The sequence below is a fragment of the Rhizobium sp. SEMIA4064 genome, from assembly GCF_003025035.1.
GTDB classification, from domain to species: Bacteria; Pseudomonadota; Alphaproteobacteria; order Rhizobiales; family Rhizobiaceae; genus Rhizobium; species Rhizobium paranaense.
On sequence record NZ_PYJN01000013.1, the window covers coordinates 90,701 to 115,822 of the forward strand.

The window sequence follows — 25,122 nt, forward strand, 5'->3', positions numbered from 1 at the left end:
ATTATCCGTTTTCGGGTGCTTTCACTCGAAAACGGGATGTTTTAACCAGCCATCCCGGTTTCATATTCAGACGAAAGCTCCAGCCATTGCTCTTCGGCGACGGCTAGCTTTTCCGCCGCGTCGGAGCGCTGTTTGGCTTTCTCGGCGGCCTTGGCGGGTGCCTTCTCATAGAGGGCAGGATCTGCAAGTTCCGCATCAAGCGCCTGAATCAGTTTCTCCAGCTTGCCGGTCAAGGATTCGATTTCGTTGATCTTTTTCTTGAGCGGCGCGAGCGAGGCGCGGCGGTCGGCATTGAGTTTTCGTTGATCCGCCTTGGAGACGGAATCGTCGGCGCCGTTGATCTTGCCCTTGTCGTCCCTCGGCTTCGGGCTGGCGACGACGAGGCTGCGATAATCTTCCAGGTCGCCGTCGAAGGTGGAAACCGTGCCGTCGCCCACCAGCCACAGCCGGTCGACCGTCGCCTCGATGAGATGGCGGTCGTGCGAGATCAGGATGACCGCGCCGGAATAGTCATTCAGCGCCTGGATCAGCGCATTGCGACTGTCGATGTCGAGATGGTTGGTCGGTTCGTCGAGGATCAGAAGGTTCGGTGCATCGAAAGCGGCAAGCCCCATCAGCAGCCGCGCCTTTTCGCCACCGGAGAGGTCCTTCACCTGCGTGTCCATCTTCTCGGTCGCAAGGCCCATCTGGGCGACACGGGCGCGTACCTTTGCCTCCGGCGCGTCGGGCATGCGGCGGCGCACATGCTCGACGGCGGTCTGGTTGGGCACGAGGTCGTCGAGCTGATGCTGGGCAAAGAAGCCGATCTTCAGGTTCGGCGCCAGCTTCACATCGCCGCTTTCGGCATCGAGGCGGCCGGAGACGAATTTCGCGAAGGTGGATTTGCCGTTGCCGTTGGAGCCGAGCAGGGCGATGCGGTCATCGGCGTCGATGCGCAGATTGAGGCGCTTCAGGATCGGCTTGCTGGGCTCGTAGCCGACCGCGCCGCCGGTGACGGCGATGATCGGCGATGCCGCCTGCTTTTCCGGCTCGGGAAAGCTGAAGCCCATCACATGATCTTCGATGACGGCGGCAACCGTGCCCATGCGCTCCAGCGCCTTGACGCGCGATTGTGCCTGACGGGCCTTCGTCGCCTTGGCCTTGAAGCGGTCGATGAAACTCTGCAGGTGCTTGCGCGCCGCCTCGTTCTTCGCCTTCGCCTTCATCTGCAACTCGTTGGCCTCCGCCTTCTGCCGCTCGAACTGGTCGTAGGAGCCGCGATAGAAGGTGAGCTTCTTCTGGTCGAGATGGACGATCGAATTGACAGCCGTGTTCAACAGGTCGCGGTCATGCGAGATGATGATGACCGTGTGCGGATAGCGGCGGATATAATCTTCCAGCCAGAGCGTGCCTTCGAGGTCGAGATAGTTGGTCGGCTCGTCGAGCAGCAGCAGGTCCGGCTCGGAGAACAGCACTGCCGCGAGCGCCACGCGCATACGCCAGCCGCCGGAAAAGGAGGAGGCGGGGCGATGCTGGGCTTCATGGTCGAAACCGAGGCCGGCGAGAATACTGGCGGCGCGCGCTTCGGCCGAATGGGCGCCGATATCGGCAAGGCGCGTCTGGATGTCGGCGATGCGATGTGGATCGGTCGCCGTTTCGGCTTCCGCAAGCAGAGCGGAGCGTTCCTTATCGGCCTTCAGAACGATCTCGATCAGCGGCTCCTCGGTCCCTGGCGCTTCCTGCGCCACCTGGCCGATGCGAGCATTGCGCGGAATGGAGACCGAGCCGCTTTCGGCGGCGAGATCGCCGGTGATCACGCGGAATAGCGTCGACTTGCCGGCGCCGTTCTTGCCAACAAGCCCCGCTTTGGTGCCCGCCGGAAGCGTCACGCTGGCATGGTCGATGAGGAGGCGGCCGGCAATGCGGGCGGAAAGTTCGGAAATCGAAATCATGGCGCGGTTTTGGCCGAACTCCGCGCCGAAGGCAAGAGCCGGAGAGCTTAGACGCGGGTGCCGCGCGCTTGCGGCGGCAGGCCCGCGCAGTCCCTCAGCCTCTCCGTCAGTTCTGTTTCGTAGAGCAGCAGATTGCTCAGCGACGCATTGAGGCTGTCCATGGCGGCGGCGACATGCGGCGTCGTTTCGATCTCGCGGGCAAAGCTCTGTTTCCTCATCAGCCCCTCGGCCAGTTGCTCGGCCACTTCGCGCAGCATCTCGGCCGCATCGGCCTCGGATTTCCGGGCGACCAGGCTGCAATGGCTGACGAGGCGATGTTTCAAGCCGATATCGTCGAGACTGGCTTGCGAAGGGGAGGGGCCGAGCGCTGCGATCTCGTTGGCGATCCGGCGATCCGAGCCGTGGAGCGCTTCATGGAAGAGCTGGTAGTTGCGCGGCAGCGCCTTCACCTTCAGCTTGGCCATATGGCGACCGATCATCTCGAGGTCGGTGGCCGCCTCGCTGTCGTCATTGCCGATGGGATATGCCGAAACACGTGCCTGCGAACTCTTCATGCCTACTCTCTGCTCACCCGCGAACTGATATATTTGCTGAATTTGCAGGGGCGCAGGTTAAGGCAACATGAACGGACCGTTCATACCGACGTTATCTTGCAACAAAATTAGACAGTCGAACAACGCCAAACTGTATTGGGGAAAGGTCGGCTCGCGCCACGCTTCACATCCAACGCGTCCCATCCGTGCGCAGGAAATAAATCAGATCGAGACCCAGCGATGGTTTGCCCATCACTGTCAGTATCATATGGCATTGGCCACGATGGTGGGTCTGGTGGTTGAAGAAGTGCGCGACGGCTGGCCCCAACGGATGGGTAATGGTGGTCCCCGGCTGGATGATAGGGGTGTAGATGATGTCTGCAGCAAGTACGTCACTATCGAGCGTATCTCCCCAATCGATGATGCGCTGGTCTTCAACCACCCGAGCGGCACGAAGATCCTCGAGAGTGTCGTGCAATATGATGTCCAAGGCCGTCGGCATGTCTCCTGTGCCGGTGAAACGATGCATCCAAGCGCGATCGCCGACCAGGATATGATTGAGCGTGCCATGCAGCGAGCCGAAAAATGCGCCGCGGTTCTCGCGATATTCGGCGTCGCTGAGTTGGGCGGCGGCATCGTAAAGCAGGGCGTTGGCCCAGCGGTTGTAGTCGGCGAGCATTCTGTAATGCCTCTGCATCCTCATCTTCCTCCAGGAACAATGAAGCAAGCCTAGAATAGAAAGGCGTAAATGGGGCTGATGGCGCCCACAAAATTTGCTGATGGGATTGCCCAACTGGCCTTCGGCCTCGCTCCGAATCGGGCATCCGGACTGTGACAGCCGCGTGAAATTGGCGCGTCCCCCTTGTTTTCAGGCTGTGGGGCGGGTAAAGACCGCCCACTTTTCTCTGACGACAAGGAATTGACCCATGGCGATTGAACGCACTTTTTCGATGATCAAGCCGGACGCAACCAAGCGTAACCTGACCGGCGCCATCACCAAGATTTTTGAGGACAATGGCCTGCGCGTCATCGCTTCCAAGCGCGTTTGGATGAGCAAGCGCGAAGCCGAAGGCTTCTACGCTGTTCACAAGGACCGTCCCTTCTTCGGCGAACTCGTCGAAGGCATGATCTCCGGCCCGACCGTCGTTCAGGTTCTGGAAGGCGAAGGCGCCATCCTGAAGAACCGCGAAATCATGGGGGCGACCAACCCGGCCAACGCTGCCGAAGGCACGATCCGCAAGATCCACGCTCTGTCGATCGGCGAAAACTCCGTTCACGGCTCGGACGCTCCGGAAACCGCTGCGATTGAAATCGCCTACTGGTTCTCCGAAACCGAAATCGTCGGCTGAATCAATCACCCAGCCTTCGCGCTGAAGAGATTGAATTGATAGAAGAAAGCCGGGGTCTTGTGCCTCGGCTTTTTTCATGCCGGACAGGCTTCGTCGTGCCCATAGTCGATGCTGCCGTCGGCTTTGAAGACATCCGGGTTCTTCGTGTAACTCGGGCCGACCACAAGCGGCCTCGTCGGCAGCACGGTCTGGTCGAGATCGGATTTCACCTCGGTCTTGATGCTCTGGATGGTCTTGTCGCTGGCATCGACCAGCTTGATCGAGACGGAATAGGGGCGGTCCTTGCGCACGCAGTGCAGATCCGGGCTTTCGAGCGTGATCTTGTCCCAGAACGTGTAGATCTTCTCCCGCACCACCAGGGGATCGCCACCCATCGGATTTTCGAACTCCGCGACTGCCGTCGTGCCTTCCGGGATCGGCGCGATCTTCTTCAGCGTGATCATGTAGCTCGCAGTCGCGACGCGATAGTTGAAGACGAAGAGCCGGCCGCTGAGTTCGGTCGGACCGTTTTCCGCCTGCCGCTGGCAGCCGGCAAGTGCAAGGCCCGCAAGTGCGGCCATCAAAACGATCGCCTGGGTTCTCATGGTGCACTCTCCTCCTTCTTGCGGCGATAGTGCCGGTTTGCCTTGGCGCGGTTGCCGCAGACCGCCATGTCGCACCAGGCCCGGCTTTTGTTCTTGCTGCGGTCGATAAACAGCCAGCCGCAGTTGCGGCAGATTTTCATGCGGTCCGGATCGGGCATGGCAAGGAGCCGCAGCGTCGAATGCACCGTTGCGGCATCGAGCCCATCGGGCGAGGCGGCCCGCCGCAGCACCTTCGACTGCGCCTCCAATAGATCGGCGAGCAGCGCGTCAGCATCACGGTCGAGAACGCGGGCGCGAAAATAGCCGTCGATCGCCTCACGCAGATCGATGAAGCCGGACTTATTCTCTTGCTGCACCGGCAAGATATCGCCGAACAAAGTACGTTCGGCGCAGAAGTTGACCGCCGCTTTCGGAAAACTTTCCATCTGCCCCAGCGCCTCGAAACGATCGATGCGCCGCTCGTCGTCGTGGCGCATTATAACGCTGTTGGCGACGTCCAGCGCCAGTGCGCCGCCGGAAAACCGATGTGGGGTCCAGGAAAAACTCATGCTCAAAATTATAACTGGTAAAATGGATTTTACTAGTTACTATTCATCGACATCCGGAGGTTCTATGGCCTATCTCCTGCAGCAATTGGCGAATGCCGTTCCGCTCGCAGCACTCTATGCGGCGCTGGCTTTCGGCTATGCCGTTGCCTTCGGTGTGATGAAGCGGGCGGATATCACCTATGGCGCGCTTTTCGCCTTCTCCGGTCAGATGCTGGTCCTGTTCACGGACGTCGGCTACACGAGGATGTTTCTCATTCTGCCGGCCGCACTCGCCTTCGGTGGTGCCGTCGCGCTTGTCTATACGTTGGGGACGAGCCTTCTCATCGGCCGCTCGGTCATGCTGCCGCTGTCGCGCAAATCGCCCAATACGATCATCGTCGCAGCGCTTGGCATGATGATCATATTGATGGAGACGGCGCGGCTGGCCTCCAATACGCGCGGCATCTGGCTGCCGCCTTTCCTGAATGACATGATCGTCTTCTGGGATAGCGGCGATTTCCGCGTCACGTTGACCGAGATCCAACTCCTCAATACGGCGCTGATGGTTCTGGTCATCCTCGGAGGAACCTATGTGCTGAGATATACCGGATGGGGCCGCATCTGGCGGGCGGTGACGGATGATGCACTGGCTGCCGAGCTCTGCGGCACAAGCGCCAATCGGGTCTTCCTCCTGGCCTATGTCGCCTCGGCATTGGTCGCAACGGCCTGCGGCCTGCTGGCGACCTGCTATTACGGCACGATGGATTTCGGTGCCGGTCTGATGTTCGGCCTGAAAGTGCTGATGATTGCCGCTGTCGGCGGCTATTCCGATCCGCTGAAATCAGCCGGCGGAGCGGCGTTGCTCGGCCTGTTCGAAACCATGTGGGGCGCCTACGGGCCATTCCTGTGGCGCGATTTCGTGATCTTCTCGCTGCTCGTCCTGCTGCTGGTGTTGAGCCGGCGAGAGCGCGTGGTTCCGTAAGGATCAGTTTTCGTCGGTCCATTTGGCCCACGCGGCATCGTCCGCATCCTTGGCCGAAACCCAATCGCCTTCCTTGCCGTCTTTCGCATGTTCCTTCTTCCAGAACGGCGCCGAAGTCTTCAGGAAATCCATGAGGAAATTGGCGCCGTCGAAGGCGGCTTGCCGATGCGAGGCGGCGGCGATGACGAGAACGATGTTCTCTCCAGGCGCAATTTTGCCGTAGCGATGAATGGCGGTCAGGCCGCGAAGCTCGAAGCGTTCGATGGCGACCGTCGCGATGCGGGTGATCTCCGCTTCCGCCATGCCGGGATAATGTTCGAGTTCCAGTGCACCGAGCGCTCCGCCCTCGTCGCGGCAGAGGCCGGAAAAGGTGACGACCGCGCCGATATCATGACGCCCTCCTGTCAGGCGGTCGATTTCGGCCTGAAGGTCGAAATCCTCCCGCTGGACTTTGACGAATGGTGCAATCATTGGCAATTTCCTATCGCCCTCTGAAAGAGTTTGCCGAGACTCCCAGCCCTTCGCTAGGGCGTCCTGAGCCTGCCGAAGGAGCGTTCGTCGCTGCAATCGATTCACTGGATGGATCGATTGCTCGGGCTTTGCCCGACCGCTCCTCACCCACCCGTCATCGGCGGAAAGAGCCCGATCTCGCGGGCTCCAGCGATCGGCTCGTCATGGTCGGCATGCTCCATATTGATGGCGACGCGGATCGTCTCCGGAAACTGAAGTGCCGTCTCGTATTCCTCGCCCAAGCTCTTCAAATGATTCAGGAGATCGCCGACGGTGATCACTTCGGCGGGGAGCGAAATCTCTTCCTCACCCTTGCCGATCCGTTCGCGTACCCAGGCGAAATAAACGAGCTTCGTCATCATTCCTCATCCACGACATGCTTCAAACCGGCGCGGAAATAGTCGTAGCCGGTGTAGATGGTCAGCAGCGCTGCGACCCAGAGCAGGACGATGCCGATCTCCGTTGTATAGGGTAACACCTTGTCGCCTGCCGGCCCAGCCAGCAGGAAGGCGATGGCGACGAGCTGCGCGGTCGTCTTCCATTTGGCGATGCGCGTTACCGGCACGCTGACCTTCAGTGCCGCCAGATACTCACGCAGGCCCGAGACGAGGATTTCGCGGCAAAGGATGATGATGGCCGCCCAGAGCGACCAGCCGGCGATCGTGCCGTCGGCGGCGACCAGCAGCAGGATCGCGGAGACCAGCAGCTTGTCGGCGATCGGGTCCAGCATGCGGCCGATATTCGAGGTCTGATTCCAGATGCGCGCGAGATAGCCATCCAGAAAGTCGGTGATCGAGGCGATGATGAAGATCCAGAGCGCGACCCAGCGCGCGAAATCGGACCCTTCCAGTTTGCCTTCGATGAAGAAGCACAGGACGATCAATGGCACGCAGAGAATGCGGCCATAGGTGAGCAGATTGGGAATGCTATATGCGCGCGAAGCCATGGAAATCGTTTCGTTTCAGTTGTTTCGCTGGACCAAAATGGCCTTCCCCAAGGCGTCATCTCGTTCCAGCTATTTGATTTAGCATGATCTTATCCAAAAACCGTCCCGCACCTCTTGGGATCATGCCTTAGATGGCGGTTTGAGGAGCTTGCCGTCAATATTGTTTCTGTTTTTTCACCGCCATTACGTGGAATTTGCGACCAGCTTTTCCTATTTCGCGGCGTCCTCGTGAAAATGGTTATAGACCTGCCGCGCCACGGCTTCGGAAATGCCTTCGACGGCCATCAGGTCGGACAGCGCCGCGCGCGACACGGCCTTGGCGGTGCCGAAATGCTGTAGCAGCGCCCGCTTGCGCGAAGGGCCGATGCCGCCGATTTCGTCCAGCGGGTTTTTCACCATCTCCTTCTTGCGTCGTGCCCGGTGCGAGCCGATGGCGAAACGATGCGCCTCGTCGCGCATGCGCTGAATAAAGTAGAGCACGGGATCGCGCGGCGGCAGGGTGAAGCTCTCGCGGGCGGGCGGAAAGAAGCGCTCGCGCCCGGCGTCGCGGTCGACACCCTTGGCGACACCGATGGCGATGACGCTGTCGGTAATTCCGAGCTCTTCGAGAATGGCGCGCACCGCCGTCATTTGCCCCTGACCGCCATCGATAAGGATCACATCCGGCCAGGCGGGAAAGGGCTGATCCGCAGCATCGACGGCCGTGGTTTCCGCAGTGGGGCTGCGATCGGGTTTGCCCTCTTCCTTCAGTAGGCGAGAGAAACGCCGGGTCATGACTTCGCGCATCATGCCGAAGTCATCGCCAGGCGTGATATCGGTCGATTTGATGTTGAACTTCCGGTACTGGCCTTTAACGAACCCTTCCGGCCCGGCCACGACCATGCCGCCGACTGCATTCGTGCCCATGATGTGCGAGTTATCATAGATCTCGATGCGTTGCGGCACGTAGGAAAGCTGGAATGTTTCCCTGAAGCCTTCGAGCAGCCGCGATTGCGAGGCGGTCTCGGCAAGCTTGCGGCCATGCGCCTCGCGGGCATTGGCGACGACATGATCGACCAGATCGCGCTTCTCGCCACGCTGCGGAACAAGGATCGTCACCTTGTGACCTGCTTTTTCGCCAAGCGCGGCCGCCAGCAGCTCGATCTCCTCGACCGTCTCCGACAACAGGATCTGCCTCGGCACGGGCTTGTCGTCGTAGAATTGCGCCAGAAACGCATTCAGCACCTCGGCACCGGAAAGCGATGGGTCGGCTTTCGGGAAATAGGCGCGGTTACCCCAGTTCTGGCCGGTACGGAAGAAGAAGACCTGGATGCAGGAGATGCCGCCTTCGTGATGGATGGCGAAGACATCGGCCTCCTCGACGCCGGCGGGATTGATACCCTGATGGCTCTGCACATGCGACAGCGCCGCCAGCCGGTCGCGATAGACGGCGGCACGTTCGAAATCGAGGTCTTCGGCAGCAGCATTCATCGCTTCCGCCATGTGCGCCTTGACGTTCTGACTCTTGCCGGAGAGGAAGTCCTTCGCCTCCTGAACCAGCTCCGCATAGCCTTGATCGCTGATCTCGTAGGTGCAGGGGCCAGAACAGCGCTTGATCTGATAGAGCAGGCAGGGCCTCGTGCGTGTCTCGAAAACGCTATCGGTGCAGGTGCGGATCAGGAAGGCGCGTTGCAGCGAATTGATAGTGCGGCCAACGGCGCCCGCCGAGGCGAAGGGGCCGAAATATTCTCCCTTGCGGGCACGCGCGCCGCGATGCTTGAAGATCGCCGGTGCCCGATGATCGCCGGTGATGAGAATATAAGGAAAGGACTTGTCGTCCCGCAGCAATACATTGAAACGTGGCCGTAAGCGCTTGATCAGATTCGCTTCCAGCAGCAGCGCTTCGGTCTCGGTGCGGGTGGTGACGAACTCCATATTGGCGGTTTCGCGCACCATGCGGGCGATGCGATTGGAATGCACCCGGCCCATCGCATAATTGGCGACACGCTTCTTCAGGCTACGCGCCTTGCCGACATAGAGCACGTCGCCATTTTCATTGAACATGCGATAGACGCCGGGATTGTTCGGCAGCCGCTTGACGAATTCGGCAATCAGCTCCGCGCCCCGAAGGCCGGTCTCGTTCTTGCCGCCTTCGTTCCAGTCGACCGGCACAGCGGGGGAGGGGCCAGCATCGCCTTCCACCTCGACGTCGTCTTCAATGTCCTCTGATTCGTCATAGAGAATGCCGCCGTCGGGCAGCTTTCGTCCGTTCATTCCATGCTCTCCGACACGTCAGGCGTTTCCCAGGCAAGATGCTGGCCGCCATCGAGCGCTATCATTTGGCCCGTGATCGAAGGCGTGTCAAAAAGAAAGCGGACGGTGCGACCGAATTCGTCGAGCCCGGGCGCTGCCTTCAATATGAGACCATCGATCTGCGCCTGGAAGTCCTCTTCCGTCTGGCGGACGCTGCGCACCGTCGGACCCGGGCCGATGGCATTGACGCGGATATCAGGCGCAAAGCTCTGCGCCATCGTCTGGGTCGCCGTCCACAGGGCGGCCTTCGACAGCGTATAGGAATAGAAGCGCGGGTTCAGCGCCCAGACGCGCTGGTCGATAATATTGACGACCAGCCCCGGGATACCCTTCGGAAGCTGCCGTGCGAAATCCGCAGCAAGGATCGAGGGCGCACGGACATGCACGGCAAAATGCGCGTCGAAAGCCTCGGCGTCGAAACGATCGGCAGAATCACCCCGGAAAACCGAGGCGTTGTTGACGAGAAGATCCAGCGGTCCAAGCTCTGCAACAGCCCTTTCGATCAGCGTCGATGTCTCCGCCGAATTTTGCAGGTCGGCCTTGATCGCAATCGCCTTTCTGCCCCGTTGCCGCAATTTCGCCACGACTTCGGCTGCCTCGTCCAGCGATTGATTGGCATGCAGCGCGACTGCAAAGCCGTTAGCCGACAAATCCTCAGCGATCGCCCGGCCTATTCTTTTTGATGCACCCGTTATCAGCGCGGTGCGTAGTTTTTCCTGGCTCAAGATGTTGCCTTTTCGTCGCCATTACCCAACTCGCACTCATATAGGGCGCCGATACACCATATGAAAAGGTGTGTCCTGCACGACAGTCGGTAGCAATGACTTATGTAAAGCTTCAGTTATATTTCGATAAAAATAAGTATACATGCTTTAACCACTCATTATGGTTAACAATTCCTCTGTTGCGCTGAAGCAACATCGAAATTCAGCCACCTCTGTGCCACAATGATATCATATTTTAGCTCTTCGAATTCCTCAATTGCATTCCAATTTCAGTCCCGATCCGGGAGGGACATCTTGTAATTGCTCGTGGTGCTTCGAGGTCATCAGTAGACGAAGAACACGGGACTGAAAGGAGAAAAGTATGCGTACTCTCATCACGACCCTCATGGTCTCTGGTTTTGCTCTCGGCGGCTTCACGGCGGCTCATGCAGCCGACGCTGTGGAGCAGGTTCCGCAGCCGCCCGTCGCTCAGGAAGCTCCGCCGGTTGTCAACAACTGGTCCGGTTTCTACATCGGTGGCGCTGGCGACTGGAATGCCGGTCACTTCAACCACAACGGCAACTCCTACGCCTTTGGCGGTGACGCTTTCACCGGCTACAACTGGCAGCAGGGTCAGATCGTATACGGCGTTGAAGGTGACCTCGGCTATGCCGACTCCGACTCGACCCGCAATGGTCTCACTGCCAAAAACGGCGTAAACGGCTCCGTTCGCGGCCGTATCGGTTACGACTTCAACCCGTTCATGCTGTACGGCACGGCCGGTCTGGCAATCGGCCAGAACAAGCTTGAAGACGCTACCTCGTCTGAAAGCAAGACGGCTGTTGGCTACACGGTCGGTGCAGGTGCTGAAACCTTCATCACCAACAACATCACGGCTCGTCTCGAATACCGTTACACCGACTACGGCAAGAAGGACTTCAACCTCGACTCCGGCAGCTTCTCGCGCGGCTACGACGAGCAGAGCGTTAAGGTCGGTATCGGCGTCAAGTTCTAATAATTTGATGGCATAATCTGACGAAAGCCGGGGTTCGCGCCCCGGCTTTTTCCGTTTCATGGTTCTGAATATTTAGGCAGCGTCCTTCGGGAAGTCCGTCGAGGCGGCCAGTTCACGCCAGCCGGCCAGTTCCTTGGCGACATACTCATTCTTCGTCTCGATCGCGCCGATCGTGTCGGTGCCGAATGGCATGCGCAGCGGCGGGTTGGCCGAATGTGCAAGCGTGATCATCGACTTTGCAAGCCGTGCGGGATCGCCGGGCTGGCCGTGATTGTGACCGGCTGCGAAATCGCGCATCGCGCCGACTGGCGTGTCCTTATAGTCGGCAATCGAGCTCGGGCTGACGGCGAGTGAGCTTTCGTCGAGGAAGTCGGTCCGGAAGAAACCGGGTTCGACGACGGTGACCTTGATGCCGAGCGGCTGCAATTCCGCCGCCATTGCCTCGGAGAGCCCTTCGACCGCGAACTTCGTCGAGCAATAGATACCCCAACCCGCAAAGCTCTGATAGCCGCCGACCGAGGACATGTTGATCACTTGACCCGAACGCTGCCGGCGCATATGCGGCAGCACGGCGCGCGTGACCTTCAAGAGACCGAAGACGTTCGTGGCATAGAGCTTCTCGATCTCTTCGGCGGTTGCCTCTTCCACCGCACCCAGCAGCCCGTAGCCGGCATTGTTGAGAAGGATGTCGATCCTGCCGAAGCGCTTGACGGCTTCCGCTGCAGCCTCATGGGCCTGGGCTTCATTCGAAACGTCGAGGGCGACGGGCAGCAGGTTCGGATGATTGCCGAACTTCTCGGCCAGGCCGGCGGGGTTGCGGGCCGTGGCAACGACGGCGTCGCCAGCGGTGAGGGCTTCCTGAGCAATGAGGGCGCCGAAGCCGCGGGATGCGCCCGTAATGAACCAAACGCGCATGACTTTCTCCTTTGTGGGTTTGCAATTCCGTGGGTGGAATTGGCTTGCAGGAGAAAGGTAGCTTGATGGCGTCGTTGAGATAATCTACTTTCTCCTCCATGAAGTGCTGAGAAAATCTCATCAATGCGACGTGTCCGTTCGACCGATCTGGCAATCTTCCTGGCGATCGCCCAACATCGCAGCTTTCGCAAAGCCGCGGTGGAACTCGGCGTGACGCCTTCCGCGCTCAGCCATTCGCTGCGGTCGATCGAGGAGCGGCTGGATGTGCGGCTGGTCAATCGCACCACCCGCGGCGTCGGGTTGACGGAGGCCGGCGAGCGCCTGTTCGACCGCATTCGCCCGGCTTTCCTCGATATCGACGATGCACTGGAGGATCTCGATAAATTCCGCGGGCAGCCCTACGGCAAGCTGCGCATCAACACGCCGCGCCCCGCCGCCAAGATGGTGCTGTTGCCGATCGTGTCACGATTCTTGAGGGCCTATCCGGCCGTCGAAATGGAGATCGTGGTGGACGATGCGCTCGTGGACACGGTCTCCGGCGGTTTCGACGCCGGCATACGGTTCGGCGAAAGCGTTGCCGCCGACATGATCGCCATCGCTATTGGCCCGCGCCAGCGAACGGCGATCGTCGGCTCGCCGGAACATTTTCAGCGTTTCCCCAAACCGGTCACGCCGCATGATCTGAAAGATCACCCCTGCATCCGCTACCGTTTCCCGAGCGGCACCTATTATCGCTGGGAGTTCGAACGTGGCGGCATCGAGCTGGAGATCGAGGTGCAGGGACCGCTGACACTCGGCGATCTCGACATAATGTTAGACGCCGCCGTCAACGGCTCCGGACTTGCGTTCTTGTTTGAAGATCACGCGCTGCCGGCTTTGCAGGATGGCCGGCTGATCCGCGTGCTGGAGGACTGGTGCCCGTATTATCCCGGCTTCTTCCTCTATTATCCGAGTCGCCGGCAGTCGCCGACGGCCCTCCGCGCTTTCGTCGATTTCGTGAAGACCGACGCTGTCCGTCAGAGCTAAAGCATGTCGCGCAAAAGTGCGCAGCGGTTTTGCGATAACGACATGCGCAAAATCAAAGACCTAAAGCGCAAGGAGCGAATCCTAGAGATTGCGATGCGCTTTAGGCCTGCCGAGGCTTCATCGTCTGATAGGCCGGAAAATGCTTTTCGAATTTGCGCGCCCAATCGATCAGGTCGGCGTGGTCCGCTTCCCACTGTCCCTCAAAGCGCAGTTGCAGATAGCCGAGCAGGGACGCGAGTGCGAAATGCCCGCCATGCAGCTTCTTACCGATCTTCGGCGGTTCGGCGTTGAGATGGGCGAGCGTGCGGCTCGCCTTCGTCCACTGCCGGTCGATCCAAGGTTGGTGCTGCTTGTCCTGATCGCGCAGGCGCCGCTCGTAAACGATCGACAAGAGGCATTCGTTGGTGCCGTCGCAAAGCGCTTCCAGCACCTCGGCCTCCGTGCGCTTGCCATCCTTGGCGGGATAAAGCCTCTTGCCCTTCTGCCGATCGAAATGATGCATGATCGCGCGGCTGTCGAAGATCGATACGCCGTCTTTCGTCAGCAGCGTCGGGATCTTACCGAGCGGATTATTGTCGACCAGCACTGCCGGGCCGGCATTGGTGTCGACGTGGATTTCGGTGAGTTCAATGCCGAGATAGCGGGCTGCCATCCGCACCTTGCTGGAAAAGGGGGAAGGGGGCGAGCAGAGAAGCTTCATGGGATCACCTGTGCGATGTGCGAAAGAAAGATCAATGTTCGCCCCGCAGCCAGAAGGCACGTTGCGAGGCGAAGCGGTCCTGCGCCAGCATATCCTTCAGAGCGGGCAGCAATGCATGCAGCTCGTCCTTCAGCGTAAATGGCGGGTTGACGATAATGAGACCGGAGCCCGTCAGTCCGGTGAAGCCGCGATCGCTTTTGACCGTCAGTTCGGCGCAGAGCATCTTGGGGATCTCCAATGCCTGCAGCGCCTCGTGAAAAGCCTTGATCGGCGCATCCTTCTTGAGCGGATACCAGAGGCAATAGGTGCCGCCGGGAAAGCGGCGCCAGGCCTTCGCAAGGCCATCCACCAGCCGCTCATATTCGCCGTCCTCTTCGAAAGGCGGATCGACGAGCACGATGCCGCGCTTCTCCTTCGGCGGCAGATGCGCACCCAGCGCCAGCCAGCCGTCGAGTTCGGTGATGCGTGCGTGGTGATCGCCCTCGAACAAACGATGCAGCCGCTGGAAATCTTCCGGATGCAGCTCCATCGCCGACAGCCGGTCCTGTGGACGGAAGAGCATGCGGGCAAGCTTCGGCGAGCCGGGATAGAGCCGGATGCCGCCTTCGGGATTGAGTTCTCGGACCGCGGTCAGATAGGGCTCCAGCAGATCGGCCACTTGCGGCACGAGCTCGGCCTCCAGCAGCCGGCCGATCCCGTCTAGCCATTCGCCGGTTTTCTGCGCTTCTTCCGAGGAGAGGTCGTAGAGGCCGATGCCGGCGTGAGTATCGAGGACGCGGAAGGCCTTGTCCTTGTTCTGCAGATAGCGGACGAGACGGGCAAGCACCGCGTGCTTCAGCACATCGGCGAAATTGCCCGCGTGATAGATATGCCGATAGTTCATTGTCGGTGAAGTCCGCATGAATTGTTGCGATGGGCCAGATTATGCCTTTTGGCCGGACAAGGCATGAAATATACAAACGCTATGAACATTGCGACCCCTATTCACGCCAAATCGCGGATCGGACACACAGCCTGTCCGCATGACTGTCCCTCCACCTGCGCGCTGGAGATCGATCTGACGGAGGATGGCCGGATCGGCCGCGTGCGCGGCGCGGGTGACCATTCCTACACGTCGGGCGTCATCTGCGCCAAGGTCGCCCGCTACGCCGAGCGGCTTTACCATCCGGATCGCCTGATGAAGCCGCTGCGCCGCGCCGGCGCCAAGGGAGAGGGCCGCTGGCAGGAAATCTCCTGGGACGACGCGCTGGATGAAATCGCCAATGCTTTCGTCAAGGCTGAGGCAAAAGATGGTAGCGAGTCGGTCTGGCCCTATTACTACGCCGGCACCATGGGCTGGGTTCAGCGCGATTCCATCAATCGCCTGCGCCATGCCAAGCGCTATTCCGGCTTCTTTTCCTCGATCTGCACGAACCCCGCCTGGACGGGCTTCACCATGGCGACGGGTACGCTGCGCGGTCCCGATCCGCGCGAGATGGGCCGTACCGATTGCGTGGTCATATGGGGCACCAACGCGGTCGCGACCCAGGTCAACGTGATGACCCATGCGGTGAAGTCGCGCAAAGAGCGCGGCGCCAAGATCGTCGTCATCGATATCTACGACAATCCGACGATGAAGCAGGCCGATATGGCGCTGATCGTCAAGCCGGGTACGGATGCCGCGCTCGCCTGCGCCGTCATGCATATCGCCTTCCGCGACGGTTATGCCGATCGCGCCTATATGGCGAAATATGCCGATGACCCGGCCGGTCTTGAAGCGCATCTCAAGGCCAAGACGCCGGAATGGGCGGCTGTAATCACCGGCCTGTCCGTCGATGAGATCGAAGCCTTCGCCAAACTCGTCGGGACGACAAAGAAGACCTATTTCCGTCTCGGCTACGGCTTCACCCGTCAGCGCAACGGTGCGGTGGCGATGCACGCGGCAGCTTCCATCGCCACCGTGCTCGGCTCCTGGCAATATGAAGGCGGCGGCGCTTTCCATTCTAACAGCGATATCTTCCGCATGGATTCGAGCGAGCTGACAGGCCGCTCGATGCTGGACGCTGATATCCGCATGATCGACCAGTCGCAGATCGGCCGGGCGCTGACCGGCGACGCCGTCGCTTTGCGCCATCGTGGGCCTGTGACGGCCATGCTGATCCAGAACACCAATCCGGTAAACATCGCGCCGGAACAGCGGCTGGTGAAGCGCGGCTTTGCCCGTAACGATCTCTTCGTCGCCGTGCACGAACAGTTCATGACCGATACCGCTGAAATGGCCGATATCGTCATCCCCGCCACCATGTTCGTCGAGCATAACGACATCTACCGCGCCGGCGGGCAGAACCACATCCTGCTTGGCCCCAAGCTGGTCGAGCCGCCATCGACGGTCCGCAGCAATCTCTTCGTCATCGAGGAACTGGCCAAGCGCCTCGGCGTCGCCGATCGTCCCGGCTTCGGATTTTCGGCCCGCGAGATGATCGATCGTATTCTGGAGCGAAGCGCCCTGCCGGATTACGATCATTTTCTCGAGTATAAATGGTTCGATCGGCAGCCAGCTTTCGAGGACGCGCATTTCCTCAACGGTTTTGCCCATCCCGACGGCAAGTTCCGCTTCCGTCCCGACTGGAGCAACCAGCCGGCCCCGAACCGGCCGCCGGAGGCCGTCGGCCTGCTTGGGCCGCATGTCGAGCTGCCGCAATTTCCGGATCAGGTCGACGTCATCGAAGTTGCCGATTCCGATCATCCGTTCCGGCTTGCCACATCGCCCTCGCGCAATTTCTTGAATTCGAGCTTTGCGGAAACGAAGACCTCCCGCCAGAAGGAAGGCCGCCCGGAAGTGATGATCAATCCGGCGGATGCGGCGGCGTTGGACATCGCCCATGGCGACCTCGTTCAGCTCGGCAATCTCAGAGGCGATATCCGCATTCATGCGCGCATCACGACCGAAGTGAAGCCCGGCGTGCTGATCGCCGAAGGTCTGTGGCCGAACAAGGCGCATGTCGATGGCGAAGGGATCAATGTTCTGACCGGCGCCGATCCCGTCGCCCCCTATGGCGGCGCTGCCGTCCACGATAACAAGGTTTGGTTGCGCAGGGATAGAGCATGAACAAGTTCGACAAGGCGAAGGTCGAGATCGTCAGCGAGAAGACGCTTTCCGACCAATGGACGCGGCTCAGCACCTTCGACATCGACTACACGGATTCGGCGGGCGAGACGCATCGGGTGAAGCGGGAAATCTATCACCGCACGCCGGCCGCCTGCATCCTGCTCTACGACCCCAAGCGCGAAAAGGTCATCCTTGTGCGGCAGTTCCGTCTGCCTGCCCATCTCACCGGCTTTCCCGCCTGGATGATCGAAGTACCGGCCGGCTTGCTCGATGGCGATCACCCGGAAGAGGCGATCCGCCGCGAGGCAATGGAGGAAACCGGCTTCCGTGTTCGTGAGGTCCGTTTTCTGTTCAAGGCATTCACCTCGCCGGGCGCTGTCACCGAGATCATCCATTTCTTTGCCGCTGTGGTCGATACGGCGGACCGCATCGGTGACGGCGGCGGGCTTGCCCATGAACATGAGGATATCGAGGTTCTCGAAGTACCGCTCACCGAAACCATGGCGATGATCGAAGCCGGCGAGATCTACGACGCCAAGACGATCATGCTGTTGCAGTGGGCGATCTTGAACAGGGCAAGCCTGAAATAGGCCGTTCGGAAGCGCGCAAGCGCTGCCAAAATCAATGCCGTAGCTTTCATTATGATGTCACGAATCGCGACTACCGAGGAGCGCTTGCCGGAATAGGTCCGGACTACCATACCTCCAAAACGATTGACGCTATTTGAGGAGAAAGCCGATGTGGCTCAGCAATTTCACGCTTGTTCTTCCCGATGAAGTCGTCGATCAAGGCTCTGTTCGTATTGAGGATGGCGTGATCGCCGAGATCCGGCCCGAGTTGGTGGAGGCTCCGACATTCGATGGCGGCGGACGGCTGATGATGCCGGGCTTCGTCGATCTGCACGGCGACATGATCGAGCGCGAAATCGCGCCGCGGCCGAATGCGACGATGCCGATCGATTTCGGTATTCATGAACTCGACAAGAAGCTCGCCGCAGCCGGTGTCACCACCGCCTATGCCGCCGTTTCCTTCGCCACCGAAAGTGTCTATGGCCACGTGCGCTCGCTGGAAACCACCTCGGCGGTGATCAAGGGCATCAACAGCCTGCGCGACCATCTGCTGATCGACCACCGCGTTCACGCGCGCTACGAGATCACCAACATCGGCGCGGCACCGACGCTGGAGCGGCTGCTGGAAGATGGTTTCGTCGATATGGTGTCGCTGACGGACCATACGCCGGGGCAGGGGCAATACAACGATATCGAAAGTTATATCCTCAGCATGTCCGAGCGTCGCGGCATCACCCGCGAAGCTGCCGAGGAAGTGCTGGCGCGACGCATCGCGATGCGGCAGGACCCGGATATCGAACACAAGCTCCGCGATATCGTCGGCCTGTCCTTGAAGCACAAGCTGTCGCTCGCCTCTCATGACGATGACAGCGCGGAAAAAGTAGCCGAAATGTTCGATCTCGGTGTCACGATCAGCGAGTTCCCGGTGACGCTGCCGGCTGCCGAAGAGGCCCGCCGTCGCGGCCTCTGGACGCTGATGGGCGCGCCGAATGCCTTGCGCGGCCAGTCCATGTCCGGAAATTTGAGCGCGCTCGAAGCCGCCGGCGCCAGCCTGCTTGGCATCATCGCCGCCGATTATCACCCGGCCGCCTTCGTGCCGGCGATCTTCAAGATCGCTGACGTAGCCAGTGGCGGTCTCCCGGCAGCCGTGGCCATGGCGACCGCTGGTGCCGCGCGTGCTGCGGGTCTCACGGATCGCGGCGAGATCGCCGTCGGCCAGAAGGCCGATCTGGTGGCCGTCGAGCATGGCGCCGTTCACCGCATCCGCGCAACCTTCCGCAACGGACGCGTCGTCTACAGCGACGGCACGCTTCATCCCTTGATGGCGATGGCTGCGTAAAGGAAACGCGGTTAGATCTGGCTGATATCACCGAGTAGTGACATGATCTGGGCCCCGCGGGCGACGGGTGTCTTGGCGGCAGCAATTGCCTTGCCACCCTCCATGCGCACCTTGCCTTGCGCCAGCAATCGGAGCGACTGCGGATAGAGCTGATGCTCGATCGTCAGCACGCGGGCGGCAAGCGTTTCGGCCGTATCGTCGGTCAGCACCGGCACGGCAGCCTGGCCGATCGCTGGGCCTTCGTCCATGCCTTCGGTGACGAAATGCACGGTGCAGCCGGCGATCCGCTGGCCTGCATCGATGGCACGCTGGTGTGTATGCAGGCCGGGAAAAAGCGGCAGCAGCGAGGGGTGGATATTGATGATCCGGCCTTCGTAGCGCTGGATGAAGCGGCCGGAGAGCAGGCGCATATAGCCGGCAAGGCAGATGATGTCGGGCGATAGTGCATTGAGCTGCGCGAGGATCGCCTCCTCATGTGCGTCCTTGCTGGCAAAATCCTTGCGCACGAAGGCGAAGGTGGCGATGCCCTCTGCAGCGGCTTTCGCCAAACCGCCGGCATCCGCTTTGTCGGAGATCACACCGACGATCTCGGCCGGATAATCCGACGCCGCAGCAGCCTTGACCAGCGCCATCATGTTGGAGCCGCTGCCCGAGATGAAGACGACGACGCGTTTGCGGGCCGAACTCATATCGCCAGCGTGCCCTTGTAGACGGTGCCGGCAGCGCCTTCGTCGCGGGCGATCATACGGCCCAGCGTAACGATGCTTTCGCCTTCTGCCTCAAGCGCTGCCTTGACGGCCTCGACATTCTCGGCCGCGACGACGGCGATCATGCCGATGCCGCAGTTGAAGGTGCGCAGCATTTCCTTGGCCTCGACGCCGCCCGTTTTGGCAAGCCAGGAGAAGACCGGCGGAACCTTGACGGCCGCCAAGTCGATCTCTGCCGCAAGATGCTTCGGCAGTACCCGCGGAATATTCTCCGGGAAGCCGCCGCCGGTGATGTGGGCGAGTGCCTTGATGGCCCGGGTCTCGCGGATCGCCTTCAAAAGCGGCTTCACATAGATGCGCGTCGGCGTCAGCAGGGCTTCGCCGAGCGCCTTGCCATCGGCGAAGGGGGCTGGCGCATCCCAACCAAGGCCGGAGAGGCTGACGATCTTGCGCACCAGTGAGAAACCGTTGGAATGCACGCCGGAGGAGGCGAGGCCGAGAATGACGTCACCCTCGGCAATGTCGCCGGAGGGCAGAAGCTGCCCGCGCTCGGCCGCGCCCACGGCGAAGCCGGCCAAATCGTAGTCACCATCGGAATACATGCCCGGCATTTCCGCCGTCTCGCCGCCGATCAGCGCGCAGCCCGCCTCGCGGCAGCCGGCCGCAATGCCGCCGACGATCGCAGCACCCTGATCGGGATCGAGCTTGCCGGTCGCAAAGTAGTCGAGGAAGAACAGTGGCTCGGCGCCTTGTACCACGAGATCGTTGACGCACATGGCAACGAGATCGATGCCGACGGTGTCGTGATAATTCGCGTCGATGGCGATCTTCAGCTTCGTGCCGACGCCGTCATTGGCGGCCACCAGCACCGGATCGGTGAAGCCCGCCGCCTTCAGGTCGAAGAGGCCGCCGAAGCCGCCGATTTCGCCGTCGGCGCCGGGGCGGCGGGTCGAACGAACCGCCGGCTTGATCTTTTCGACCAGCAGATTGCCGGCATCGATATCGACGCCCGCGTCGCTATAGGTCAGACCGTTTTTTCCAGACTGGCTCATGCTTTCGCCTCCGGTGGCCATCGTTCCAATTGGAACAATTTTAATCGGGTCGCCATTGCATGACAGGAACCTTTATGCAAGGCGCTAGCGCAGGCAAACCCTCGATTTTCCCCGCTTCACAGCGCTCCAAGGCCGATTTCCGGCCGTAGGCTTGACCATAATTGCGGCGTCATCCTATGTCCTAAGCGGGCGGCAACAGGCGGCGAAGAATGGGGAAGTCGATGGAGCAACAAGTCAGCGGAGCGAGCCTCAAGCGCCAGGTCATCTTCTGGGTGCTCGTGCTCGTCGCCTTCATCGTTTTTCTCTATCTCTTCAGCTCGATTCTCTTGCCCTTCATCGCCGGCATGTCGGTTGCCTATTTCCTTGATCCGGTCGCCGATCGGCTGGAAAGGATCGGTCTCAGCCGCTTCATGGCGACGGTGGTGATCCTCGTTGCCTTCGTGCTGGTCTTTGCATTGGCGCTGACGATCTTCATTCCGATCATCATCAACCAGTTCAATGATTTCATTCAACATATACCGGGCTATGTGCAGCAATTCCAGAAGTTCATCGCCCATACCCAGACGACGATGCTGCCGGTTTGGATTCGCGATCAGCTCGGCGCCATCAAGGATAATTTCTCCAACATTTTGTCTGACGGCCTGAGCTTCGTCGGCGGCCTGTTTGCGCAGATCTGGAGTTCCGGCAAGACGCTGGTCAACATCATTTCGCTGATGATCGTCACTCCCGTCGTCGCCTTCTATATATTGCTCGACTGGGACCGCATGATCGCCAAGGTCGATGCCTGGATTCCGCGCGATCATGTCTCGACCGTGCGCCAGATCGCCCGGGAGGTGGATCAGGCGATCGCCGGCTTCATCCGCGGCCAGGGCTCGCTCTGCATCATCTTGGGCGTCTATTACGGTGTCGGCCTGTCGCTGGTGGGTCTGAACTTCGGCCTGTTGATCGGTCTGTTCGCCGGCATGATCAGCTTCATCCCCTATGTCGGTTCGCTCGTCGGTCTCTTCCTGGCGCTGAGCGTCGCCCTGGTGCAGTTCTGGCCGGATTATCTCTGGGTCGGCCTCACGCTGGCCGTCTTTTTCACTGGCCAGTTCCTGGAAGGCAACGTGCTGCAGCCGAAGCTGGTCGGCGAAAGCGTCGGCCTGCATCCGGTCTGGCTGATGTTCGCCCTTTTTGCCTTCGGCGCGCTCTTTGGTTTCGTCGGTCTGCTGGTCGCCGTTCCGGCCGCGGCCGCGTGTGGCGTCCTTGTCCGTTTCGCCCTTTCGCGCTACCTTCAAAGCGACCTCTATTATGGACGCTCGGAAGCCGGCAAGACGCGCAAAACCAAGGCCGGCAGTTCTGAGAACAAATAGCATGACCGACGCGAAGAACGCTGATTTGAGGCGCAAGCCCGCCGAACAGCTACCCCTGGCTTTTACGCACGACGCAGCGACCGGCCGCGATGATCTGCTGGTCGCCGATCCCTTGAGCGCGGCAGTAAAGATAGTCGATTCATGGCCGCACTGGCCGTCGCCGGTCGTCATTCTCGCCGGGCCGGTCGGTTCGGGAAAATCGCATCTTGCCAGTATCTGGCGCGAGAGGAGTGGCGCAATCGCCATTCATCCGAAAGCCGGCTCCGGAGCGGCAGTAGCGGCCGCGAACAGTCCGGTCATCTTCGAGGACGTCGATCGCCTGGGCTTCGACGACACCGAGCTTTTCCACGTCATCAACAGCGTTAGGGAAAACGGCACGGGCTTACTGATGACCAGCAGGCTCTGGCCGATGTCCTGGCCGGTAACGCTGCCCGATCTGCGCTCGCGACTGAAGGCGGCAACGGTGGTCGAGATCGGCGAACCGGATGAGGAATTGTTGTCGCAGGTGATCGTAAAGCTCTTCGCCGACCGCCAGCTTTATATCGATGACAAACTTGTGCTCTATATCGTCAATCGCATGGAGCGTTCGCTGAATGCCGCCCAGTTGATCGTCGACCGGCTGGACCGCCTCGCGCTCGGCCGTGGCACCAGGATAACACGCATTTTGGCCGCTGAAGTATTGAACGAATTGGGTAATTCCGCCCCGGCCGATTGACCGATCGGGAAACTGTCACAGTTCCGTCGTCAAACTGCTATACGTGGCGCAAGGTTCTAAGATAGGGCAGGTGGAACATGGACTCGGCATTAACGGAACATCAGGACGCCAATCAGCAAGCCCCGGAGGCCGCGCCGCCGATCAACGAGTTGCTGACCAGCCCCGAGCGCTTCATCAATCGCGAATTCTCCTGGCTGCAGTTCAATCGCCGCGTTCTTGAGGAAACCCTGAACACGGCGCATCCGCTTCTGGAGCGCATCCGTTTCCTTTCCATTTCCGCCGCCAACCTCGATGAGTTCTTCATGGTGCGCGTCGCCGGCCTCGAAGGCCAGGTCCGCCAGAAGATTCTGATGCGCACTCCGGACGGTAAGACACCGGCCGAACAGCTCGACGACATCCTGCGCGAAATCGACAATTTGCAGATGGAGCAGCAGGCGTCGCTTGCCGTGCTGCAGCAGTATCTTGCCAAGGAAGACATTCTGATCGTCCGCCCGCCGGCGCTTTCCGAGGTCGACAAGCAGTGGCTTGCCAACGAATTCGATCAGGCGATCTTTCCGGTTCTGACGCCGCTATCCATCGACCCGGCGCATCCGTTCCCGTTCATTCCGAACCTCGGCTTCTCGATCGCGCTGCAACTGAACAGCATGAACGGCCGCGAGCCGATGACGGCGCTGCTGCGTCTGCCGCCGGCGCTCGACCGCTTCGTCCGTTTGCCGGACGCCAGCAACGTTATTCGCTACATCACGCTTGAAGATGTCGTGAATATCTTCATTCACCGGCTCTATCCAGGCTATGAGGTGAAGGGTTCGGGTACCTTCCGCATCATCCGAGACAGCGATATCGAAGTCGAAGAAGAAGCCGAAGATCTGGTGCGTTTCTTCGAAACAGCGCTGAAGCGCCGCCGCCGCGGCTCGGTGATCCGCATCGAGACCGACTCGGAAATGCCGCTGGAGCTGCGCCAGTTCGTCGTGGAATCGCTGAACGTACCGGAAAACCGCATCGCCGTTCTGCCGGGCCTGCTGGCTCTCAACACATTGTCCGAAATCGCCAAGGCGCCGCGCGACGATCTACGCTTCGAGCCTTACAATGCCCGATTTCCTGAGCGCGTCCGCGAACATGCCGGCGATTGTTTCGCCGCGATCCGCGAAAAGGACATGGTGGTCCACCATCCTTATGAATCCTTCGACGTTGTGGTCCAGTTCCTTCTCCAGGCTGCGCGCGATCCTGACGTTCTGGCGATAAAGCAGACGCTTTATCGCACCTCCAACGACAGCCCGATCGTGCGGGCGCTGATCGATGCTGCCGATATGGGCAAATCGGTCACGGCGCTGGTCGAGCTCAAGGCTCGCTTTGATGAAGAGGCGAACATTCGCTGGGCACGCGATTTGGAACGCGCCGGCGTGCAGGTCGTCTTCGGCTTCATCGAGCTCAAGACGCATGCGAAGATGTCGATGGTCGTGCGTCGTGAAGACGGCAAGCTGCGCACCTATTGCCACCTCGGCACCGGCAACTACCACCCGATCACCGCCAAGATCTACACGGACCTTTCCTATTTCACCTGCGATCCAAAGATCGCCCACGACATGGCGAACATCTTCAACTTCATCACCGGTTACGGTGAGCCGGAAGAGGGCATGAAGATCGCAGTTTCGCCCTATACGCTCCGCTCGCGCATCCTCCAGCACATCGAGGAGGAGATCGAGCACGCCAGAAACGGCCAGCCGGCGGCGATCTGGATGAAGATGAATTCGCTGGTGGATCCCGATATCATCGATGCGCTCTATCGCGCCAGCAACGCCGGCGTCGAGATTGATCTCGTCATTCGCGGCATCTGCTGCCTGCGTCCGCAGGTGCCGGGGCTTTCGGAGAATATCCGCGTCAAGTCCATCGTCGGCCGCTTCCTCGAACACAGCCGCATCTTCTGCTTCGGCAATGGCCAAGGCCTGCCGTCGGAGAAGGCGCTGGTCTATATCGGCTCGGCCGACATGATGCCGAGAAACCTTGACCGCCGCGTCGAAACCCTCGTTCCGCTGACCAATAAGACCGTGCATGAGCAAGTGCTTTCGCAGATCATGCTGGGCAATATCATTGACAATCAGCAGAGCTACGAGATATTGCCGGACGGTACTTCGCGGCGCATGGAGGTGCGCAAGGGTGAGGAGCCATTCAACGCGCAGCAGTATTTCATGACCAATCCCAGCCTGTCGGGCCGTGGTGAAGCTCTGAAATCCAGTGCGCCGAAACTGATCGCCGGGCTGTTGTCGGGCCGCAAAATATAACTGGACC

General features: G+C 60.3%; 25 protein-coding genes. 10 read left to right on the forward strand and 15 right to left on the reverse strand.

Annotation, left to right across the window (positions count from 1 at the left end):
• Positions 1-41: 41 nt before the first annotated feature.
• From C9E91_RS06985 to C9E91_RS06995, 3 genes are all read right to left on the reverse strand, one after another.
• Complete coding sequence (locus C9E91_RS06985) at positions 42-1,931, reverse strand: ABC-F family ATP-binding cassette domain-containing protein (protein ID WP_107107636.1); 1,890 nt, start codon at positions 1,929-1,931, stop codon at positions 42-44.
• A gap of 47 nt (positions 1,932-1,978) precedes the next feature.
• Entirely contained in the window at positions 1,979-2,485 is a 507-nt protein-coding gene (locus C9E91_RS06990) for a hypothetical protein (RefSeq protein ID WP_107107637.1), read from the reverse strand.
• Between the two features lie 163 nt (positions 2,486-2,648).
• Positions 2,649-3,161 (reverse strand): DinB family protein, encoded by a 513-nt coding sequence (locus C9E91_RS06995; protein ID WP_107107638.1) that lies wholly within the window; start codon positions 3,159-3,161, stop codon positions 2,649-2,651.
• A 229-nt stretch (positions 3,162-3,390) separates the two neighbouring features.
• On the opposite strand from C9E91_RS06995, the gene ndk reads away from it, so the two are divergent.
• Positions 3,391-3,813, forward strand: coding sequence for a nucleoside-diphosphate kinase (gene ndk, locus C9E91_RS07000; protein WP_107107639.1), 423 nt, complete (start codon positions 3,391-3,393; stop codon positions 3,811-3,813).
• Positions 3,814-3,887: 74 nt separating this feature from the next.
• Here ndk and C9E91_RS07005 read toward each other — a convergent pair whose 3' ends face one another.
• On the reverse strand, positions 3,888-4,397 hold the full coding sequence (locus C9E91_RS07005) for a hypothetical protein (protein ID WP_107107640.1): 510 nt from the start codon (positions 4,395-4,397) through the stop codon (positions 3,888-3,890).
• On the reverse strand, positions 4,394-4,945 hold the full coding sequence (locus C9E91_RS07010) for a CGNR zinc finger domain-containing protein (protein ID WP_107107641.1): 552 nt from the start codon (positions 4,943-4,945) through the stop codon (positions 4,394-4,396). The genes C9E91_RS07005 and C9E91_RS07010 overlap by 4 nt, the downstream gene beginning before the upstream one ends.
• Positions 4,946-5,009: 64 nt before the next feature.
• On the opposite strand from C9E91_RS07010, the gene C9E91_RS07015 reads away from it, so the two are divergent.
• A complete protein-coding gene (locus C9E91_RS07015; RefSeq protein ID WP_107107642.1) occupies positions 5,010-5,906 on the forward strand; it encodes a branched-chain amino acid ABC transporter permease in 897 nt (298 codons plus the stop codon).
• Positions 5,907-5,909: 3 nt separating this feature from the next.
• Here C9E91_RS07015 and C9E91_RS07020 read toward each other — a convergent pair whose 3' ends face one another.
• From C9E91_RS07020 to C9E91_RS07040, 5 genes are all read right to left on the reverse strand, one after another.
• A complete protein-coding gene (locus C9E91_RS07020; protein WP_107107643.1) occupies positions 5,910-6,377 on the reverse strand; it encodes a molybdenum cofactor biosynthesis protein MoaE in 468 nt (155 codons plus the stop codon).
• 143 nt (positions 6,378-6,520) lie between these two features.
• A complete protein-coding gene (moaD, locus tag C9E91_RS07025) occupies positions 6,521-6,775 on the reverse strand; it encodes a molybdopterin converting factor subunit 1 (protein WP_107108107.1) in 255 nt (84 codons plus the stop codon).
• The gene (pgsA, locus tag C9E91_RS07030) at positions 6,775-7,362 is read right to left on the reverse strand and encodes a CDP-diacylglycerol--glycerol-3-phosphate 3-phosphatidyltransferase (protein ID WP_107107644.1); all 588 of its coding nucleotides are present in this window, start codon (positions 7,360-7,362) and stop codon (positions 6,775-6,777) included. The genes moaD and pgsA overlap by 1 nt, the downstream gene beginning before the upstream one ends.
• A 210-nt stretch (positions 7,363-7,572) precedes the next feature.
• On the reverse strand, positions 7,573-9,615 hold the full coding sequence (uvrC, locus tag C9E91_RS07035; RefSeq protein ID WP_107107645.1) for an excinuclease ABC subunit UvrC: 2,043 nt from the start codon (positions 9,613-9,615) through the stop codon (positions 7,573-7,575).
• On the reverse strand, positions 9,612-10,379 hold the full coding sequence (locus tag C9E91_RS07040) for an SDR family oxidoreductase (RefSeq protein ID WP_107107646.1): 768 nt from the start codon (positions 10,377-10,379) through the stop codon (positions 9,612-9,614). The genes uvrC and C9E91_RS07040 overlap by 4 nt, the downstream gene beginning before the upstream one ends.
• A gap of 361 nt (positions 10,380-10,740) precedes the next feature.
• Between C9E91_RS07040 and C9E91_RS07045 the strand changes: the two genes are divergently transcribed.
• Positions 10,741-11,373 carry an outer membrane protein gene (locus C9E91_RS07045; RefSeq protein WP_107107647.1) on the forward strand — a complete coding sequence of 211 codons (633 nt, stop codon included), beginning with the start codon at positions 10,741-10,743 and terminating at the stop codon, positions 11,371-11,373.
• Positions 11,374-11,445: 72 nt separating this feature from the next.
• Here C9E91_RS07045 and C9E91_RS07050 read toward each other — a convergent pair whose 3' ends face one another.
• Entirely contained in the window at positions 11,446-12,288 is an 843-nt protein-coding gene (locus tag C9E91_RS07050; protein WP_107107648.1) for an oxidoreductase, read from the reverse strand.
• Positions 12,289-12,411: 123 nt separating this feature from the next.
• Here C9E91_RS07050 and C9E91_RS07055 point away from each other — a divergent pair, with 123 nt between their 5' ends.
• Positions 12,412-13,314 carry a LysR family transcriptional regulator gene (locus C9E91_RS07055; protein WP_107107649.1) on the forward strand — a complete coding sequence of 301 codons (903 nt, stop codon included), beginning with the start codon at positions 12,412-12,414 and terminating at the stop codon, positions 13,312-13,314.
• Between the two features lie 100 nt (positions 13,315-13,414).
• On the opposite strand, the gene C9E91_RS07060 is transcribed toward C9E91_RS07055, so the two are convergent.
• Entirely contained in the window at positions 13,415-14,014 is a 600-nt protein-coding gene (locus C9E91_RS07060; protein WP_107107650.1) for a glutathione S-transferase, read from the reverse strand.
• Positions 14,015-14,045: 31 nt separating this feature from the next.
• Complete coding sequence (locus tag C9E91_RS07065; RefSeq protein ID WP_107107651.1) at positions 14,046-14,897, reverse strand: 23S rRNA (adenine(2030)-N(6))-methyltransferase RlmJ; 852 nt, start codon at positions 14,895-14,897, stop codon at positions 14,046-14,048.
• Between the two features lie 63 nt (positions 14,898-14,960).
• On the opposite strand from C9E91_RS07065, the gene C9E91_RS07070 reads away from it, so the two are divergent.
• From C9E91_RS07070 to C9E91_RS07080, 3 genes are all read left to right on the forward strand, one after another.
• The gene (locus C9E91_RS07070; RefSeq protein WP_107107652.1) at positions 14,961-17,102 is read left to right on the forward strand and encodes a molybdopterin-containing oxidoreductase family protein; all 2,142 of its coding nucleotides are present in this window, start codon (positions 14,961-14,963) and stop codon (positions 17,100-17,102) included.
• Positions 17,099-17,692, forward strand: coding sequence for an NUDIX domain-containing protein (locus C9E91_RS07075; protein WP_107107653.1), 594 nt, complete (start codon positions 17,099-17,101; stop codon positions 17,690-17,692). The genes C9E91_RS07070 and C9E91_RS07075 overlap by 4 nt, the downstream gene beginning before the upstream one ends.
• Positions 17,693-17,840: 148 nt before the next feature.
• On the forward strand, positions 17,841-19,010 hold the full coding sequence (locus C9E91_RS07080) for an alpha-D-ribose 1-methylphosphonate 5-triphosphate diphosphatase (RefSeq protein WP_107107654.1): 1,170 nt from the start codon (positions 17,841-17,843) through the stop codon (positions 19,008-19,010).
• 11 nt (positions 19,011-19,021) lie between these two features.
• Here the strand turns inward: C9E91_RS07080 and purN are convergent, their stop codons facing one another.
• Both purN and purM read right to left on the reverse strand, forming a co-directional pair.
• On the reverse strand, positions 19,022-19,699 hold the full coding sequence (gene purN / locus C9E91_RS07085) for a phosphoribosylglycinamide formyltransferase (protein ID WP_107107655.1): 678 nt from the start codon (positions 19,697-19,699) through the stop codon (positions 19,022-19,024).
• On the reverse strand, positions 19,696-20,769 hold the full coding sequence (purM, locus tag C9E91_RS07090; RefSeq protein WP_107108108.1) for a phosphoribosylformylglycinamidine cyclo-ligase: 1,074 nt from the start codon (positions 20,767-20,769) through the stop codon (positions 19,696-19,698). The genes purN and purM overlap by 4 nt, the downstream gene beginning before the upstream one ends.
• Positions 20,770-20,990: 221 nt before the next feature.
• On the opposite strand from purM, the gene C9E91_RS07095 reads away from it, so the two are divergent.
• From C9E91_RS07095 to C9E91_RS07105, 3 genes are all read left to right on the forward strand, one after another.
• Entirely contained in the window at positions 20,991-22,121 is a 1,131-nt protein-coding gene (locus C9E91_RS07095; protein ID WP_107107656.1) for an AI-2E family transporter, read from the forward strand.
• Position 22,122: 1 nt separating this feature from the next.
• Positions 22,123-22,836 (forward strand): DnaA regulatory inactivator HdaA, encoded by a 714-nt coding sequence (hdaA, locus tag C9E91_RS07100; protein WP_107107657.1) that lies wholly within the window; start codon positions 22,123-22,125, stop codon positions 22,834-22,836.
• 77 nt (positions 22,837-22,913) lie between these two features.
• Entirely contained in the window at positions 22,914-25,115 is a 2,202-nt protein-coding gene (locus C9E91_RS07105) for an RNA degradosome polyphosphate kinase (protein WP_107107658.1), read from the forward strand.
• Positions 25,116-25,122 lie beyond the last annotated feature (7 nt).